The sequence below is a fragment of the Streptomyces sp. BBFR25 genome, assembly GCF_044590125.1.
In the GTDB taxonomy this organism is placed as follows: Bacteria; Actinomycetota; Actinomycetes; order Streptomycetales; family Streptomycetaceae; genus Streptomyces; species Streptomyces canus_D.
This window is the reverse complement of the sequence record NZ_CP172447.1, coordinates 557,821-575,207: the sequence shown is the minus strand read 5'-3', so window position 1 is coordinate 575,207 and position 17,387 is coordinate 557,821. Positions and strand designations below refer to the sequence as shown.

The following is a 17,387-nucleotide window of genomic DNA, read 5'->3' as shown; positions in this document are numbered from 1 at the left end:
GCAGGAACGACGGCCAAGTCGTCGGCACGGGCGGACGGTGACCGTGCGTCATTCAGCCGCCGCTTAAGGACGATGCCTCCGTTCGGCGGCCGGTGCTAGCGTCGAAGCATCGGCCGTCGACTCCCACCACTGCGGCAACACCGGTGACTCCGGTGTTGCGACCACGACGAACGGGGTGATCCGCGGCATGACGGAACTGATCCACGACGTGGACCTGGCGGACCCGCAGACGTTCCACTCCGATCTCACGGACTTCTGGGAACGGCTCAGGGAGCACGACCCGGTGGCCTGGCACCCACCCCGGGGGGACAACCCCGGCTTCTGGGTCGTCAGCCGCCACGCCGACATCATGGCGGTCTACCGGGACAACGTGCACTTCACGTCGGAGCGCGGGAACCTGATGGTGACCCTGCTCGCCGGCGGGGACTCAGCCGCCGGCCAGATGCTCGCCGTCACCGACGGCCACCGCCACCGCGAACTGCGGAAGATCATGCTCACGGCGTTCTCCCCGCGCGCCCTGGAGCGCATCGCGGAACGGGTGCGGGAGAACACCAGGCGGCTGGTGGCCGAGGCGGTCGAGCGCGGCACCTGCGACTTCGCCGAGGACATCGCGAGCCAGATCCCGATGGGCACCATCGCCGAACTGCTCGGAGTCCCCGCCTCGGACCGGGAGTTCCTGCTCTCGCTCACCAAGTCCGCGCTGAGTTCGGACGCCGAGGACGCGGGCGAGGTCGACGCCCTCATGGCCCGCAACGAGATCCTGCTGTACTTCGGCGAGCTCGTGGAGCAGCGCCGCGCGTCCCCCGGCGACGACGTGATCAGCGTCCTCGCCGGAGGCGAGATCGACGGCAAGTCGCTCACCGAGGACGAGATGGTCCTCAACTGCTACAGCCTCATCATCGGCGGCGACGAGACGAGCCGACTCTCGATGATCGACGCCGTGCGCACCCTCGCCGGCCACCCCGCGCAGTGGCAACTGCTGCGCGACGGCGACGTCGGCCTCGGTACGGCCGCCGAGGAGATACTGCGCTGGTCCACGCCCGCCATGCACTTCGGCCGCACCTGCCTGACCGACACCGAGGTCGGCGGCGTACGCATCGCCGCGGGCGACATCGTCACGCTGTGGCACAGCTCCGGCAACCGCGACGAGTCCGTCTTCGAGGACCCCCACGCCTTCACGCTGGGCCGCACGCCCAACAAGCACATCACCTTCGGCTACGGCCCGCACTTCTGCCTGGGCGCCTACCTGGGCCGCGTCGAGGTGTCCGAACTGCTCTCCGCGCTGCGGACCTTCAGCCGCGGCTTCGAGGTCGCCGGACCCGCCCGGCGCATCCACTCCAACTTCCTGACCGGCTTCAGCTCCCTGCCCGTGCGCTTCGAGCCGGACCCGGCGGGACTCGCCCAGTACCACGAGACGCGTGGCGCAAGCGTGTGACCGCGCCCCATCCGAGGAGGACACCCAGATGAGCACCAACCCGTTCGAGGACCCCGACGGCACCTACCTGGTCCTCGTCAACGACGAAGGCCAGCACTCGCTGTGGCCCGCGTTCGTCGAGGTACCGGCGGGCTGGCAGGTCGCGCTCAAGGAGACGGACCGGCAGTCGGCCCTCGACTACGTCAACGAGCACTGGACCGACATGCGGCCCAAGAGCCTCGTCGAGGCCATGGAGAAGGCCGGCGCCGCCTGACGGACGCCACCGCCGCCCCCTCCCTCTCGAGGGACCCACCCGACTGGAACGCAGAAAGGGGGCCGCACGATGTCGCGCGTGACTCGGCTGCCCGCACGGACCCGCGGGGCACTGGCCTCGCTCCTGGCCGGGATCACGCTGGTGGGTGCCACCGCCGCGCCGGCCGCGCCCGCCCCGTCCGACGGGCCGGCCGGAAGCGGCCGGCCCGTCGTGATCCGGTACACCGAGAACGGCGTCCCGCACATCACGGCCGGCGACTGGCGGGGACTCGGCTACGGCTACGGCTACGCGTCGGCGACGGACAACCTGTGCGTCCTGGCGGACGCCTACCTCACCGTCCGCGCCGAACGCTCCCGGTACCTGGGCCCCGACGCACCCGCCGACACCGGCCTGGGCGTCGCGGGCGACAACCTCACCAGTGACCTGTACTTCCAGCGGCTCAAGGACTCCCGCACGGTCGAGAAACTGGTCGCACAGCCGCCTCCCCTGGGCCCCGAACCCGAGGTCAGGAAGCTCATCGACGGATACGTGCGCGGCTACAACCGGTATGTGGCCGCGACCGGGGCGTCCGGGGCCGACGGACCGGCCTGCCGCGGGAAGGCATGGGTGCGGCCCATCACCCCGCTCGACGTCTACCGTCACTTCCACGCCGTCACCACCATGTCGGGCTCCGGCACGATGATGGACGGCATCACGGGGGCCCGCCCGCCCGCTCCCGGAAAACCGCCCGCCGAGGCGTCCGGCCCGTCCGCCGCGTCCCTGAAGGCCACGGCGTCCGGGCTGAGCGCCGCCGTCCGCACCGTCCGCAAAGACGGCGAACTGGGCAGCAACGCCCTCGCCACGGGCAGCCGCGGCACCGGCGGCGAGGCCCGCTCCGTGCTGCTGGCCAACCCGCACTTCCCCTGGCACGGGGCACGCCGGTTCTGGCAGAGCCACCTCACCCTCCCCGGCCGCCTCGACGTCTCCGGCGCCTCCCTGCTCGGCTTTCCCGCGGTCCTCATCGGCCACAACCACGACCTCGCCTGGACCCACACCGTCTCCACGGCCGCGACCTACGGGTTGTACGAGGTACCGCTCGTCCCCGGCGACCCCACCCGCTACCTCGTCGACGGGGTGCCCGAGCGGATGCGCGCCCACCGCGTCGCCGTACGCGTCCGCGCCGCCGACGGCACCGAGGACACCGTCGAACGGACGCTCTGGGACACCCGCTACGGCCCCGTCATCGGCTCGGGCCCCGGCGGCTTCCCGCTGCCCTGGACCACCCGCAGCGCCCACGTCCTGCGCGACGCCAACGCCGGCAACCTGCGCGCCCTCAACAGCTGGCTCGGTCTCGGCCGGGCCCGCGACACCGACGACGCACGCCGCGTCCTCACCCGCACCCAGGGCCTGCCGTGGGTCAACACCGTCGCAGCCGACCGCCGGGGCCGGGCCCTGTACGCCGACCTCCAGGTCGTGCCGCACGTCACCGACGACCTGGCCGAGCGCTGCTCCACGCCGCTCGGCGAGCAGGTGTTCCCCACCAGTGGCGTGCCGGTCCTCGACGGAGGACGCGGCGACTGCGCCTGGGGCAGCGACCCCGACGCCGTCGAACCCGGAATCCTCGGACCCGCGAGGCTGCCCAGCACGGACCGCGGCGACTACGTCGTCAACGCCAACAACAGCCCCTGGCTGACCAACCCCGCCGCGCCGCTCACCGACTACCCGCGCGTCGTCGGCGACCAGGGCACCCCGCGGAGCCTGCGCACCCAGGAAGCCGTCCTCACCGCCGAGCGGCGGCTGGCCGGCACGGACGGACTGCCGGGGCGCGGCCTCACCCGCGAAGCGGCGCAGCGCCTCCTCTTCCGCGACCACAGCAGGGCCGCCGAACTGGCCGGCGCCGACACGGTCCGGCTGTGCCGAGCGTTCCCCGGCGGCCTCGCGCCCTCCTCCAAGGGGCCCGTCGACGTGTCGGCGGCCTGCCCCGCGCTGGAGGCATGGGACGGCACCTTCCGCCGGGACAGCCGCGGCGCCCTGCTGTTCGCCCGGTTCACGCTCAAGGCCGAAGCGGTGCCCGGCGGCATCTGGCGCACCCCGTTCGACCCCGCCGACCCGCTGCACACCCCGCGCGGCCTGGCCGTCGACGACCCACAGGTGCAACGGGCGTTCGGCGAGGCGGCCGCGGAACTGCGCACCGCCGGCATCCCCCTCGACGCCCCTCTGGGGGCGCACCAGTACGTGATGCGCGACGGCGAGCGCATCCCCCTGCACGGGGGCCCGCACCAGGCCGGTGTCCTCAACGTCATCACGCCCCGCTGGGACCCGGCCGCCGGTGCCACCGAGGTCGAGACCGGGACGAGCTTCCTCCAGGTCACGGAGTTCCCCGAACGGGGGGCGCCGCGCGCCTCCACCCTGCTGACCTACGCCCAGTCCGCCGACCCGTCCTCCCCGCACCACGCCGACCAGACGCGGCTCTACTCCCGCGGGACGTGGGTGCCGGAACGCTTCACCCCGGCGGAGATCCTGCGCTCGCCGCACCTGCGGACCGTCGTCCTGACCGCCCCCTAGGAGAACCATGCCCCTCGCCACCGTCAACGGCATCCGCCTCAACTACGAGGACACCGGCTCCGGTGAACCCGTCGTCCTGATCATGGGGTCCGGCAGCGGGGGCCGCGCCTGGCACATGTACCAGGTGCCCGCGCTCACCGCCGCCGGCTATCGGGTCATCACCTTCGACAACCGCGGAATCCCGCCCACGGACGTGTGCGCCGACGGCTTCACCGTCGACGACATGGTCGCCGACGTCGTGGCGCTCGCCGCCCGGCTCCGGCTCGGCCCGTTCCGCGTGATCGGCACCTCGATGGGCGCCTACGTCGCCCAGGAACTCGCCCTGACCCGGCCGGACCTGGTGCGCCAGGCCGTGCTCATGGCCAGCCGGGCCCGCAGCGACGCCCTGCGCGCCGCACTCGCCCGCGCCGAGCGCGAGCTGCACCGCTCGGGCGTGCGGCTCCCCGCCCGCTACCAGGCCGTGGTCCAGGCCATGCAGAGTCTGTCGCCCCGCACCCTGGACGACGAACAGGCCGTCGTCGACTGGCTGGACGTCATGGAACTCTCCGGGCAGAACGAGGCCGGCCGGGGCGCCCAGCTCGGGCTGGAGCCGATGCCCGACCGCCGCCGGGCCTACGCCGCGATCGATGTCCCCTGCCACGTCGTCTCGTTCGCCGACGACCTGGTGACCCCGCCGCGCGCGGGGGAGGAGCTGGCCGGGATCATCCCGGACGCCGGTTTCGAGGTCGTCCCGGACGCCGGGCACTACGGCTACCTGGAGAACCCGGAGGCCGTGAACAAGAGCATCCTGGAGTTCTTCGGCAACGCGGGCTGACCCGCGGCGCGAACCACGCAGGGGCGGGGCGGTCGTGACGACCGCCCCGCCCCTTGCACCTGCGACGGTGCCTCACTCGGTGGACAGCAGCCAGAGCCAGGTCGACGGCGCGCCCAGCGGCTCGCGCCGCTCCACCCGCAGCCCCGCACCGGCGAAGGCGTCCTCGTACGTCCCGCGGTTCATGATGGGCGTGTCCATGAACGCGTGGACCAGCTCGAACCCGACGGAGAACATCGGCAGGCCCTCCCGCCGCTCCTCCCAGTCCTGGGCGACCGTGTCACCGATCAGGAAGTGCCGGGCCCGCGGGAAGACCTCGCGCAGCGTGCGCATGACCCCCACGGGGTCGCCGGTGGCGTCGAACAGGTCGTGCATCATCAGGAAGCTGGTCACCAGGTCGACCTCGGGGAACGTCCGGCCCGAGAGATCCAGCGCGTCCCCGTGCACGATGTCGATGCGGTCCGCGAGCCCCGCGTCGGCGACCCGCTTGTTCGCCTGGACGCACGCCCCCTGGTTGATCTCTATGCCGGTCCCGCGCCGGTGCGGCCGGCCGTCGCACAGCCGCAGCAGCCGAGTGGCGTCTCCGCAGCCGAGGTCGGCGACCGTACGGAAGTCGACGGTGGCCAGCACCTCCTGCTCCAGCGGCAGCATCATCTCCCGGCCCACCTCGCCCGAGCCGACGGCGACCATCCCGCCGTCCCGGTCGACGTCCTGCTCGAACACGGAGGTCCCGCGGGCGAGCGCGGGCAGGCTCCGCAGCACCTCGTGGTAGCCGCCGACGCCCCAGGTGAAGAAGCCCCGCATCCGGACCAGTTCCCGGCCGGCCTCGGTGAGCCGCACCGCGGGAGCGGACCCGTCGGTCAGGCCCACGTAGCCCAGCAGTGCCGCGACCCGCAGCAGCGGCATCAGTCCGGCTGCATCGGTGCCCGCCTGCACGGCCAGCCCGTCGACGGTGTGCTCGGACCCCTCCGCCAGCCGGTCCCAGACCCCCAGCCGGGTCAGCGCGAACACCGCGTGCGCGCCGACGTAGCCGTTGAACAGGTCCTGCGGGGCGACCGGGTCCAGCGTCGGCACGGGCAGCACGTCACGGGCCGCGCCCAGGCCGTGGCCGGTGGCGGCGTGCGACCGGGGCGAGGCCAGCAGACTGCCCAGCGCCGCGCAGAACTGGTCGGTGTCCTCCGCGGTCCCGATGCTCACCCGCACGTGCCCCGGGTAGCCGAACGGCGCGAGGTCGCGGACCAGGATGCCGTGCTCGTCGGCGAGACGCGAGGCGAAGCGGGTGCTGTTCCCCGGGGTCTTGACCATCACGAAGTTGGTGACCGAGGGCACGTACGCCACCCCCAGCCCGGTCAGGGCGCGGCACAGCCGCTCCCGCTCCCGCGTGGTGCGCTCGTACACCTCGGCGATGTGGTCGGGGCTGCCCAGCGCGGCCAGCGCCGCCTGCTGGGCGAGCCGGTTGACGCTGAACGGCAGCGGGCGGCGCGCCTCCATGATCCCCGCGACGAGGTCGGCAGGACCCACCGCGTAGCCGGCTCGGAGGGCGGCCAGGCCCCAGGCCTTGGAGAACGTCCGCAGCACCAGCAGCCTGCGGCCCGCACGGACGGCGTCCAGGGCGTGGTCGAAGCCCGGCCCGGCGAACTCGATGTACGCCTCGTCGAACACCGGCACCGCGCCCGTGCGTTCGCAGGTCTGCAGGATCTCCTCGACCGCGGCCGGGGACAGGACGGTGCCCGTCGGGTTGTGCGGGTTGCAGACGAACACCAGGCGCGCGCCGTCGTCCACGGCCTCCGTCAGGGCGGTGGCGGACACCCGGTCGCGGTGCAGCGGCACACCGCGCACGGTCGCGCCCGCCACGGCCGCCGAGGCGGCGTACCCGGGGAAGGTGGACTCCGTGACGACGACCGTGTCACCGGGTCCGGCCGAGGCGAGGGTGATGAGCAGGACCAGCTCGTCGGCGCCGTTGCCGACCGCCACCATGTCCGTGCCGACGCCGACGTGTCCGGCCAGGGCCTCGCGCAGCGCGGTGACCTCGCTGTCCGGGTAGGTGGAGCACCGGCCCTCCAGCTCCTTGGTGACCGAGGCGATCACCCCCGAGGGCGGGCCGTAGGGGTTCTCGTTGCAGTGCAGGCGCAGCATCCCGTCGGCCCGCTCGTGCTCGCGGTGGAGGGAGTGCACTGTCGGTGGACGGCTCACGGTGTCTCCTTTGACTGGAAGTGCCTGCATGCGAGGGCGCGACGAGATCCGGTCCGACGGCCGTTCACTGGCCGAGTTCGATCCCGGGTGACTGGAACGCGGGCCCCAGAACGGTGCGGGCGCCCTCCGCGGAGGGCACGGCCATCAGCTTCCTGGCCTCCACCTGCAGCTGGAACATCAGTCCCACGGCGTCGTCCAGCTCCTTGGGGTGGCCGTTGAACACCCGGTTCAGGGCGGTCAGGAGACGGGTGTAGGAAGCGTCGCAGCGCAGGGATTCGCGGCGCCCGAGCGAGTCGGCGGGCAGCCGGTAGGTGTCGGGGTCGTCGATCACCGGGTGGACTCCCTCGGGGTCGAAGGGAATCCGCGGTCCGGTGTAGCCCCAGGTGCCGTCGGAGGCGCGGGCGAGCTGCCGGCCCTCCACGATCTCGGCGAACATGTAGTAGTGCCCCAGCTCCCCGGGGTCGCCCAGACCGTCGCCGTCCAGGTCGTGCGGGGAGCCCTCGCCCTGTTCCACGATCTGGTGGACGGCGAGCAGCGCCGACCGGCTGTCGGTGACCTTGTACAGCGTGCCCGGCGCGTCCGGCCAGCCGACCTGGCGCTCCGGATCACCGGTGAACAGCTTGCCGTCGCGGTCGAGGCGGATGATGGCCCGGGCGATGCGGTTGTACAGCCAGGCAATGGTCTGCGGTTCGTACTCCGCCTTCGAGAACCAGGTCCGCAGGCGCTGCACGTCCTCGTCCTCGATGTGCCGCAGCTCGCCGTCGCGGGTGACGCGGACACTCTGCGGCGAGATCACGTGCCCCTTGAACGGCTTGCCGTCCACCATGGGGTGCTGCGGCTGCTCGATCGTCATGAACACGTCCCTGACGTGTTCCAGCGACAGCTTGCGCAGCCGCACCTGAAGATCGGGCAGGACACCGGCCGGCAGGGCGCCGGGGTAGGTCGGCACATGCCCGGGGCGGCCGATGCGGGGCTTTCCGCCGACGGCGTTGAGGAGGTTGCACACCTGGGCCATGTGCTGCATCTCCTCGCGCACCACGGCCCTGATCAGGTCGACGATCTCGACGTTGTGCCCCGGCTTCACGGACAGCAGGGCGGCCAGGTACGGCGGGATGGTCGCCAGCTCCACCAGCATGGCCTGCTGGAGGACGTCCCTCAGCTCCTCGACGCTGGTGATGTCGAGCAGTTCGGGACGGGGCCCGCTGTCCAGCCAGCTCACGATCATGTCTCGCTTTCCTGGGGAGAGGTCTCGGGTGACCGGCATGTGGTTGGGGGAGTCCGGCGGCGCCAGCAGGGTCCGCCTGATGTACGTGCGGTAGCGCAGCACGTCGTTGTAGTTGCCCAGGTCCAGCACGTCCCGCATGACCGGGTAGAGGTTCGCGTATTGCTGGAAGACCGGCCGGACGTCCCGCAGCCAGGTCGGCCGCTCGGGAGCGCGGTAGGCGTCGAACACGCGGACCGAGAGCTTTCCGTCGGGCTCGCCCCTGCGGTGCAGCGGTCCGTACGCCACCTCGGCCAGCGCCCCGTCGATCACCTTGCGCGGATTGCCGGGGTCCGTGCCGGTCAGCGTCACCCGGGCGCGGCCCTGGGCGTCCGTCACCACTTCCTCGGGCAGTGACACCGGCCGCGGGGCCGGGCCCGCGTCGAGGAACAGCCGTACACCCGCCGCCGGGCGGCCGTGACGCGTCGCGTACAGGGTCGTGCCCGCGCTTTCCCGCGGGGTGTCCGGGTGCAGGCGGAACACGGAGCCGTCGGCGTGCACCCACGAGGCGTCGGCGTTCTCGCTGAGCAGCGTGGCCGGTGAGTCGCCGGCCGACACCACCGCGAGCCGGCGGCGTCCGGCCAGGGCCAGCTGGGCGCGGTCGAGACGGACCGCGGCGATGCCCGCGCCGCGCTCGTAGAAATCGCGGTCGATGCCGTCGAGCGGGGCGAGGATCTGCGGGCGGGCGTCGTCGTCCAGCACGGCCAGGGCGAGCGGTCCGACGTCCTTGAGCGGGCCGCCGCGCCCCTCGGCGCGGATGCTGTTGCCCAGGTCGACGAAGACGGTGGAGGAGGCCTCGTCCACCCGGCACGGCGCGTGGAACAGCGGGCTGCGGTCGTCGGCCTTGCGCAGTCTGCGCCCGGCGACGAACCGGCGCGGCTCGCCCTTGAAGTAGGGGCCGATGGAGCCGACGACCCGGCCGAGGGTGATGTTGTCCGGCCAGTGCTCGACGCCGTCCTCGACGGCGTCCATCGTCATCTTGACCGAGAGCATCCCGTCCTGGGTGAGCCGCCGCAGCGCGCGCAGGAAGGGGGAGCGCAGGCGTTCGGCCCAGGCCACGTCGGTCAGCACCGACTGGTACGCACCGGCCATGTCCGGCCGCCCGGAGGGCAGGTCGGCACGCGGCCACAGGTCCTCCACCGCCGACGGAAGGAAGTCGCCGCGCAGCAGTTCGTCCCCGTCCGCGTCGAGCAGCCGGGGCCGCCAGCCGTAGATCTCCGGGACCATCTGGTTGTGCGGGTCCAGGTCGACCATCTTGCCGTCGGTGCGCAGGTCGTCGTCGACGAGGCGGGCCCCGACGACCGGATCGGCCCGCGCGTCGGTGAGCCGGCGGCCGTCCGGCAGACAGACGCTGGTGACGGCGACGTCCGCGAGCCGCAGCGTGCCGGGGCCGCGCGGGTTCCACAGCCCGTTGACGTCGGGCAGGTCCATCCGCCGCTGGAAGCGCGGCTCGAACAGGTCGTTGTCGAAGTACTGCGGCACGTTGTTGGCCGTGGCCACGTCGGTCTGTATCGTCCCGGCGAAGTTCAGCCGGGGAAAGCCCAGGTACGACACGGGGCGTTCGTCCCTCCCGGGAGCTAGCGGGCCGCCGGGGCGGCCCAGCGCACGTTCACCGGGAGCCGCGCCGGAGCGAGGTTGACCCTCGGCGCCGGGTACGCCAGTGGTTCGTCCCGTGCGACGGCGATCCGTGAACAGCGGTCCATCAGCAGCGACATGGCGATCTCGGCGACCACCCGGGCCAGCGGCGCGCCGAGGCAGAAGTGCATGCCGTGCCCGAAGCCGAGATGGCGGTTGGACGTCCGGTGCAGGTCGAACCGGTCCGGCTCCGGGAACTGCGCCGGGTCCCAGTTGGCGGCGGCCGTCCACACGACGACGGGCGCGCCCGCGGGCACGGTGTGGCCGGCGACCTCGGTGTCGCGGGTGGCCAGCCGCAGCGCGCGGGGGAGCGGGCCCCGGTAGCGGAAGACCTCCTCGATGGCCGCGGGCAGGAGCTTGCGGTCGGCCCGCACCGCGGCCGAGGCGGCCGGGTTCTCGTCCAGGCAGACCACCAGGTTCGCCAGCAGCATCGTCGTGGTGTTGTGACCGGCCAGCAGCATCACCGCGGCCAGGCTCACCACCTCGTCCTCGGTCAGCGGCTCCCCGTCGACCTCGGCGGCGGCCAGCCGGCTGAGCAGATCGCCGTCCGGCTCCCGGCGGCGCCGCTGCACCAGTTCGTGCAGGTACTGCTCCAGCTGTTCCAGTTCCTCGCCCAGCCGATCGGCGCCCGCGGCCTGCGCGGCGGCCGGGTCGGTCAGGGCCGACGCCCAGCTCTGGAAGGCACGCCGGTCGTCGTGCGGGATGCCCAGCAGATCGCACAGCACGATCATGGGCAGCGGATAGGCGAAGCGCTCCAGCAGGTCGAAGGTGCCCGTGCCGTCCAGCCCGTCCAGGATCGCGGTCGCCGTCTCGGCCACGCGCGGGGCCAGCGTGTTCACCAGCCGACGCGAGAACGCCTGGCTCACCAGGCCCCGGAACGCCCGGTGCCGGGCCGGTTCCATCGTGAAGAAGCTGGCGGAGGTGAGGCGTTCGATGACCGGTGGGATGGGCGTATCCACCCCGGCGGCCCGGCTCGCGGCCCGCATGTCCGCGGAGAACGAGGGGTCGGACAGCACCTGCAGCGCCTCGTCGTACCCGAATATCTGCCAGGCCCGCAGGGATTGGTCGAACATGACCGGGCCGTCCTGCCGCAGGCGGGCCAGCCAGGCGTAGAAATCCGCCACTTCCTTGTCGAGGGGGCGGGCCTCGTGCTCTTCCATTTCGGGCCCAGCAGGCAGCATGTCACTCCAGCAGAGAAATGAGAATTCAAACGGCTGACAGGGCAACTGGAGACTAGCGCAGCCCCGTTGCCCTGTCAGCCTCGGTCATTCTCGAATTGTGTGGAGTGGTGCCGCATTACCCGGCGAATTCCGGGGCCTGCCTGTTTCTTTTGGCCACGGCTTAAATTCCGGTCGGCGGTGGTGAGTCCCGGGTCCCCCGGGGGATGTAGGGACCCGGGACGCAGGGGTGCCCCGTGCCGGGGCGGGCGACGCCGTCAGGCGTCGCGGTTGCGCAGCACCCAGTAGCCGGCCGCGTTGGCGGCGAAGGCCCAGAAGACCAGCAGCGCGGCGGCCGCTCCGGGGCCGTAGGTGTCGGATTCGGAGACGCCCATCAGTGCCATGCCGGCCGGTCCCGGCAGCAGGTCGGCGGCCTTCTGCACGAACTCCACCGAGACCGACTGCAGCGTCATGGGAAGCACCAGCAGGATCAGGAAGCCCACCGTGATGGTCCCCGCCACACTGCGCACGGCCGCCCCGATCCCGACGCTGATCATGCCGACCGCGCCGAGGTACCCGCCCACGGCCAGCGCCTGCCGCACGCTCGCCCCGGCCGTCACCGGATCGGCGACGTCGCCGAGCGCGGCGACGGCCGAGCCCAGCCCCAACGGCGCGACGACGAGACCCGTCACGAACAGCACCGGCACCAGGACCACGCTCTTCGAGAGCAGCATCCGGTGCCGCACCGGCACGCACTGCAACGTCCCGCGGATGCTGCCGGTCGCGTACTCGGACGCGATGACCATCGTGGCCAGCGCGAGCACCGCGAACTGCCCCATGAAGACGACCCCGGTGCCCAGGTTCGCCAGCGGGTCCGTCGGCGGCTCGCCGCCGGAGGCCTGCGCCGTCGAGGACCGCGCAGAGACCCCCACGATCACCGTGTAGGCGACCACCAGCGCGGCCGTGGACGCCAGGCACACCCAGGTGGAGCGCACACCCCACAGCTTCGTCCATTCCGCCGCCGCGGCCCCCACCAGCCCGCCGCGGCCCCGCGCCGGTGCCACCGGTGCCGCCGGAGCGGTCGTCGTGTCGTTCATGCGTCCCACCCGCCTGTCACGTTCGCGCTCCGCGCGGTGCCGTACTCGACACTGTCGGAGGTCAGTTCCATGTACGCCTCCTCCAGGGAGGGTTCCTGCAGGCGCAGTTCGTGCAGCCGGATCCCGGCCTCGTGCGCCAGGTCACCGACCTGCTCGGGGGTGGCGCTCCGCACGATCACCGCGTCGTCCGCGGTGACGTCGGCCCCGAAGCCCGCCGCGGTGATCCGCCCGACCAGGTCCGCGCGGTCCGTCGGGTCGGGGACCCGCACCCGCACGGTGCCCAGGGAGCTGCGCTCGATCAGCTCCAGCACCGGGGTGTCCGCGATGAGCTTGCCCTTGCCGATGACGACGACCTGGTCCGCGGTCTGCTGCATCTCGCTCATCAGATGGCTGGAGAGGAAGACCGTGCGGCCCTCCTCGGCCAGCGAGCGCGCGATGGAGCGCACCCAGCGCACCCCGTCCGGGTCGAGCCCGTTCACCGGCTCGTCGAAGATCAGCACGTCGGGGTCGCCGAGCAGCGCCCCCGCGATGCCGAGCCGCTGGCCCATCCCCAGGGAGAACAGGCCGACCCGGCGGCTCGCCACCGACGTGAGTCCCACCGCCTCCAGCACCTCGTCGACCCTCTGTCGTGCGATGCCGTTGCTGCGGGCCATGGACAGCAGGTGGTTCCGGGCGGTCCGCCCCGGGTGCAGGGCCTTGGCGTCCAGGAGCGCGCCCACCTCGCGGAGGGGATGGCGCAGTTCCTCGTACCTCTTGCCGTTGACCAGGGCCTGGCCCGCCGTCGGCCGGTCGAGGCCGAGGATCATCCGCATCGTCGTGGACTTCCCCGCGCCGTTGGGCCCGAGGAAGCCGGTCACCCGCCCCGGCGTGATCGTGAGGTCGAGGCCGTCCACCGCGGTCACCGTCCCGTACCTCTTGGTGAGCCCGCTGAGGGTAATCATGCTCGCTCCCTGTCGCTGTGCCGATGTGACCACCGTAGAAATCGGTGGGGCGCGGTGCATCCGACGATGGGAATCGGTTGTCTACCACTTTCGTCGGGGGGCGGGCCGCTCTTCCGGTCGGCGCCGGCAGGTCCCGCCGGACCTTCGGTGCGGTCCCGCGACGCGGTGCGAGGTGGAGCGTTTTTCGCCCGGGACTTAAGAGCGGTGACTTTCGGGGCGGTTATCGACCAGCATGGCTCGCGGTATCACCGGCCGACCGGAAGGAAGACGTTCCATGAAGGCCTTGTCCGTGTTGTCGGAACAGGTCGGCCGTATTCGCGCGCTGGACCCGTACACCCTGGATCTCGTCGGACGCGAGGCACTGACGGTTCCGGAGAATCTGGCGACGGAATACGGTGAGTATCAGAGCGGGGGGTGGAAAACCCTCTCGCTCTACAACGACAGCGGTGACCCCATGGACGCCACCATCCGGGACTGCGAGGCCAAGGAGACGACGCTCCTGGAGCGCATGCCCGCCACGCGCGAACTGCTGCGGTCCTTCGGGCTGCGCTACATGTGGGCACGCATAGCCCGTCTCCAGCCCAACTCCTTCCTGTGGGAGCACAGGGACTACCACGAGCTGACCGACGAGCGGCAGCACCACCGTCTGCACATCCCGCTGGTGACCAACCGCTCCAGCGCGCTGGTCACCGGCGGGGCGCGGGTCCACATGGCGCACGGCCACCTGTGGTGGCTGATGCCGACCCACGCGCACGGCGCCTGCAACCTCACGGGCCCCGACCGGCTGCACCTCATCATGGACTGCTACGGCGACGAGGCGTTCGAGGAGCTGACCGCCGGCCTGGGCCTCGACGGCGTCCCCGTCGACCTGCTGCCGGAGCCGTCGAAGAAGGAACTCGCCGAGCACGTCGACCTGGCCGTCATGCTCGCCGGAATGGGCTACCACGAGGCCGCCGAGCACTCACTGCTGCGGCTCTTCTACCGCTACGCCATGCCGGACGGCACGGTCTACGACCTGATCGTCGGCACCTACCAGCGCCTCGGCGACGAGGAGCGGGCGGAAGCCTGGGCGGCCAAGAAGAACGTCATGCTCTGCCTCGACCCGCCCCCCACCCCCACCGAGGAGGAGCAGCCGTGACCCCCACACTCGTCTCGGATCCGCCCGGCACCGCTCGTCCCCCCGCTCTCGCCTGCCTGGAGCGCGTCGCGGCCGCCCTGGGCACGAGCCCAGAGGTGCGCGCGCTGCACGCCGTCCCACCGCAGGCCGGACCGCACCACGACGGCAAGGCGCTGCTCCAGGCCGTCGTGCGCGGCGACCGGCTCGGAGACCTGTGGAACGTCCTCGACACGCTGGTGCAGAGCGAGGTCGGCGCGGTACTGCCCGGCTGGCGCGACCGGTCCGTCCCCGACGCGCTGGAGTCGGTCCACCTCGTCCCGCAGGACGACCACCTCGTCCGCCTGCGGGTGCGCACCGTGGCGGCGGGTACCCCCGCCGCCGAGCCGCCCGTCGGCTCCCGGACCCTCCTGGACCGCTCGGACGAGGGCGGAGCACCGGACCGGGCGCCCGGCGACGACCCGCTGCCCGCCCTCCTGGCGGCCGAGCACCAGCGCGAGGGGGACCCCGCCGAACTCCTCACCGAGACGCTCGTGCGCCTGCACGTCGTGCACGCCGACGCCCGCGCCGGCCGCAGCCTGGAGGCGTACGGCGGTTTCACCCTGATGTGCACCGCGCTCCGCGAGCTGCTGCGCGTCTCGCTCATCGCCGGTGCGGGACCGGCGCCCCGGGCCGAGCGCTACGCCGCCGGCTGGGCGGGCTTCGACGACACGCTCGCGCTCACCCCGATCGGCCGCCTCTGCCGCGGGGAGCTGCGCGCCCTGGTGGCCGCGGGACCGCCCGTCGACAACGCGGCGCTGGCTCGCGCGGCCGAACGGGTGCTGCGTACCGCGGGACACGCCGCACCGGCTGCCGTGGCCTCGCTCGCCGGCCCCACCGACTCCTACCGCCGCTACCTCCACCTCGACTGACCCGACCCACCGGGAGCCCGACGTGAACGCGGGATTCGCCAGACGGACCTTCCTCCGCACGTCGGCGGGCGGCCTGGCCGCCGCCTCCGCCTCCGCGGTCTCCTGGACCGCGGAGGCGCCCCTCGCCCGGGCGGCCGGGGCGGAAGCCACGACCGACGACCCCCACGAACAGGCGGTGCGGGACGCCCGTACGGAGTGGGACGCCCTTCCTCGGGACCCGCGCCTGGCCCCCCACCTCGGCAACGGCCGACTCGTCGTCCGGGCCGTGGCCGCACCCGGTGGACGCGGGGTGCGGCTGCTGGTCGGCGGGCCGGGCACCCGGTCGGCGGAGCCGCCCGCCGGGGTGCTGGAACTGCTGTTCCTGGGGGCTCCCACCACCACGAGGTGCGTCCTCGACCTGTGGGACGCCGAACTCACCGGGCGCGTCACCACGACCCGCGGCACCGTCACCTTCTCGGCCCTGGTCGACCGGCACAGCCCCACGCTGCTGCTGCGCGCCCGTACCGAGGGCGGCGAACGCCTCTCCTTCACCGCTCCCCCCTCCGAGAGGCGCGGGCTGCCCCTGCGTTCGGTGACCCGCGAGCACGGCGACCGGCACCTGCTCGCCGCCTCACCGGCGGACGCCACGGGCGTCGGCGAGGGCGCCCTGCGTGAACTCCTCGCGACCGGCACGGACGCCGCGGTGACCCGGCACCGGGCCTGGTGGCACGCTTTCCACCGGCGCGGCTACGTGTCGCTGCCCGAGCGGTCCCTGCAACGGTTCCACCGGGCCCAGACGTACACCCTGGCCGCCGTGACCGACCCGCGGCCCGGACGGCTGGCCGACGCGCCGACGCTGCTCGGACCCTCGGGCCACCTCGACATCGGACCGGTCCCGGCGGCACTCGAACAGGGCCCGTCGCCCGCATACGAGCACCTGGCCGGCGCGCTGCCCGGGGTCGGCTCCAAGGCGGGACGCACCGACGACCCCGTGCGGGCCTCCGGTGCGCTGGCCCTGTGGGAGGCCCACCGCTACACGGGCGATCCGCGCATCGTGCGCGACCTGCTGCGCCCCGCGCTCGCCGGAGTGGTCGGCTACTTCTCGGGTTTCCTCATGGAGGGGGTCGACGGACGCCTGCACCTGCCCGTCACGCACTCACCCGGCCAGGCCGACGTCAGCGACTGCACGCACGACCTGTCGCTGCTGCGCTGGGCGGTCGCCACGCTCGTCACGGCCACCCGCAGGCTCCGTGAGAAGGACCCCCGCCTGGCCCACTGGGAAGAACTCGCCGCCAGGCTGACGCCATGTCACACCGACACCACGGGCGTCATGGTCGGGGCCGGACTCCGGGTCGCCCGTTCCTGCGCGGAGCCCTCCCACCTCACCTGGCTGCTGCCCCTGCGCCAGGACCCCCACCCGGGCGCCGACCCGGCGCTCGCGCGGCGCAGCCTCCACCACTGGGCCGGTATGCGCGACGCCTGGCACGCGGGTTCGTACGCCGTCGGCGCGGCCATGGCGGCGGCCCTGCGCGACGCGCCCCTCGCCCTGGAGCTGTTGCGCCATCTCACCGGGGAGCCCGGCGACGGGGCGGACGTCCTGGCGCCCAACTCCCTGTACCGCGAGGCCGTCTCGCCGCGCGCCGCCGCCCCCTTCCCGGCGGGGCAGGCGCTGCTGGAGCTCCTCGTCGGCGCGGACGGCGACCGGGTGGACGTGTTCCCGGCGGTGCCCGACGACTGGCCGGACGCCCTCGTCGCCGGCCTGCTCGCCCCAGGCGGGCACGTGGTGGACGCCGAGCGCCACGCGGGCCGTACCCGCTGGGTCCGGGTCGGCGCCGCCGACGGCGACCCGCTCACCCTGCGGCACGGCATCGACGGCGACACGGAGGTGTGGACCAGCCGCCCCGGAGACACCACGCCCCACCGCAGGGTCGCGGCACGCCCGGCCGGACCCGGCGCCGTGCTGGTGCACCCGGCCCCGGGGGCGACCCTGACCGTCCTGCGTCCTGGTGACGACCCCGACCTGACGGTCCATCAAGTCCCTGCGGCCCACTGACCC

Annotated in this window: 12 protein-coding genes; 7 read left to right on the top strand and 5 right to left on the bottom strand. The window is 73.0% G+C overall.

Annotated features, from left to right (window positions below):
- The first annotated feature begins 187 nt into the window (after positions 1 to 187).
- From ACGH52_RS02455 to ACGH52_RS02440, 4 genes are all read left to right on the top strand, one after another.
- The gene (locus ACGH52_RS02455) at positions 188 to 1,435 is read left to right on the top strand and encodes a cytochrome P450 (protein ID WP_399937210.1); all 1,248 of its coding nucleotides are present in this window, start codon (positions 188 to 190) and stop codon (positions 1,433 to 1,435) included.
- A gap of 28 nt (positions 1,436 to 1,463) precedes the next feature.
- Positions 1,464 to 1,688, top strand: a complete 225-nt coding sequence (locus ACGH52_RS02450; RefSeq protein WP_059302640.1) for an MbtH family protein — start codon at positions 1,464 to 1,466, stop codon at positions 1,686 to 1,688.
- 69 nt (positions 1,689 to 1,757) lie between these two features.
- Positions 1,758 to 4,232: a penicillin acylase family protein gene (locus ACGH52_RS02445; protein WP_399937206.1), complete on the top strand. Its 2,475-nt coding sequence runs from the start codon at positions 1,758 to 1,760 to the stop codon at positions 4,230 to 4,232.
- Between the two features lie 7 nt (positions 4,233 to 4,239).
- Complete coding sequence (locus ACGH52_RS02440; RefSeq protein ID WP_059302636.1) at positions 4,240 to 5,046, top strand: alpha/beta fold hydrolase; 807 nt, start codon at positions 4,240 to 4,242, stop codon at positions 5,044 to 5,046.
- A gap of 72 nt (positions 5,047 to 5,118) precedes the next feature.
- On the opposite strand, the gene hisC is transcribed toward ACGH52_RS02440, so the two are convergent.
- The 5 genes from hisC to ACGH52_RS02415 form a co-directional block, all read right to left on the bottom strand.
- Positions 5,119 to 7,236, bottom strand: coding sequence for a histidinol-phosphate transaminase (gene hisC / locus ACGH52_RS02435; protein ID WP_399937202.1), 2,118 nt, complete (start codon positions 7,234 to 7,236; stop codon positions 5,119 to 5,121).
- A gap of 64 nt (positions 7,237 to 7,300) precedes the next feature.
- The gene (locus ACGH52_RS02430; protein ID WP_399937200.1) at positions 7,301 to 10,051 is read right to left on the bottom strand and encodes a ferritin-like domain-containing protein; all 2,751 of its coding nucleotides are present in this window, start codon (positions 10,049 to 10,051) and stop codon (positions 7,301 to 7,303) included.
- 23 nt (positions 10,052 to 10,074) lie between these two features.
- Positions 10,075 to 11,292: a cytochrome P450 gene (locus ACGH52_RS02425; protein WP_399937197.1), complete on the bottom strand. Its 1,218-nt coding sequence runs from the start codon at positions 11,290 to 11,292 to the stop codon at positions 10,075 to 10,077.
- Positions 11,293 to 11,567: 275 nt separating this feature from the next.
- Positions 11,568 to 12,386, bottom strand: a complete 819-nt coding sequence (locus tag ACGH52_RS02420; RefSeq protein ID WP_121704730.1) for an ABC transporter — start codon at positions 12,384 to 12,386, stop codon at positions 11,568 to 11,570.
- A complete protein-coding gene (locus tag ACGH52_RS02415; protein ID WP_121704729.1) occupies positions 12,383 to 13,327 on the bottom strand; it encodes an ABC transporter ATP-binding protein in 945 nt (314 codons plus the stop codon). The genes ACGH52_RS02420 and ACGH52_RS02415 overlap by 4 nt, the downstream gene beginning before the upstream one ends.
- A 274-nt stretch (positions 13,328 to 13,601) precedes the next feature.
- Between ACGH52_RS02415 and ACGH52_RS02410 the strand changes: the two genes are divergently transcribed.
- The 3 genes from ACGH52_RS02410 to ACGH52_RS02400 are packed head-to-tail and all read left to right on the top strand — an operon-like array spanning position 13,602 to position 17,384.
- A complete protein-coding gene (locus ACGH52_RS02410; protein ID WP_193777925.1) occupies positions 13,602 to 14,465 on the top strand; it encodes an aspartyl/asparaginyl beta-hydroxylase domain-containing protein in 864 nt (287 codons plus the stop codon).
- Positions 14,462 to 15,352: a hypothetical protein gene (locus tag ACGH52_RS02405; protein ID WP_399937192.1), complete on the top strand. Its 891-nt coding sequence runs from the start codon at positions 14,462 to 14,464 to the stop codon at positions 15,350 to 15,352. Before ACGH52_RS02410 ends, ACGH52_RS02405 begins: the two co-directional genes overlap by 4 nt.
- Before the next feature lie 22 nt (positions 15,353 to 15,374).
- Positions 15,375 to 17,384, top strand: coding sequence for a glycosyl hydrolase family 95 catalytic domain-containing protein (locus ACGH52_RS02400; RefSeq protein ID WP_399937190.1), 2,010 nt, complete (start codon positions 15,375 to 15,377; stop codon positions 17,382 to 17,384).
- The last annotated feature ends 3 nt before the right edge of the window (positions 17,385 to 17,387 follow it).

What these genes read in the sequence shown, in the direction of transcription:
- ACGH52_RS02455 (WP_399937210.1), top strand. Translation starts at nt 188, where the DNA reads ATGACGGAACTGATCCACGACGTGGACCTGGCGGACCCGCAGACGTTC.
- ACGH52_RS02450 (WP_059302640.1), top strand. Translation starts at nt 1,464, where the DNA reads ATGAGCACCAACCCGTTCGAGGACCCCGACGGCACCTACCTGGTCCTC.
- ACGH52_RS02445 (WP_399937206.1), top strand. Translation starts at nt 1,758, where the DNA reads ATGTCGCGCGTGACTCGGCTGCCCGCACGGACCCGCGGGGCACTGGCC.
- ACGH52_RS02440 (WP_059302636.1), top strand. Translation starts at nt 4,240, where the DNA reads ATGCCCCTCGCCACCGTCAACGGCATCCGCCTCAACTACGAGGACACC.
- ACGH52_RS02425 (WP_399937197.1), bottom strand. Translation starts at nt 11,292, where the DNA reads ATGGAAGAGCACGAGGCCCGCCCCCTCGACAAGGAAGTGGCGGATTTC.
- ACGH52_RS02420 (WP_121704730.1), bottom strand. Translation starts at nt 12,386, where the DNA reads ATGAACGACACGACGACCGCTCCGGCGGCACCGGTGGCACCGGCGCGG.
- ACGH52_RS02415 (WP_121704729.1), bottom strand. Translation starts at nt 13,327, where the DNA reads ATGATTACCCTCAGCGGGCTCACCAAGAGGTACGGGACGGTGACCGCG.
- ACGH52_RS02410 (WP_193777925.1), top strand. Translation starts at nt 13,602, where the DNA reads ATGAAGGCCTTGTCCGTGTTGTCGGAACAGGTCGGCCGTATTCGCGCG.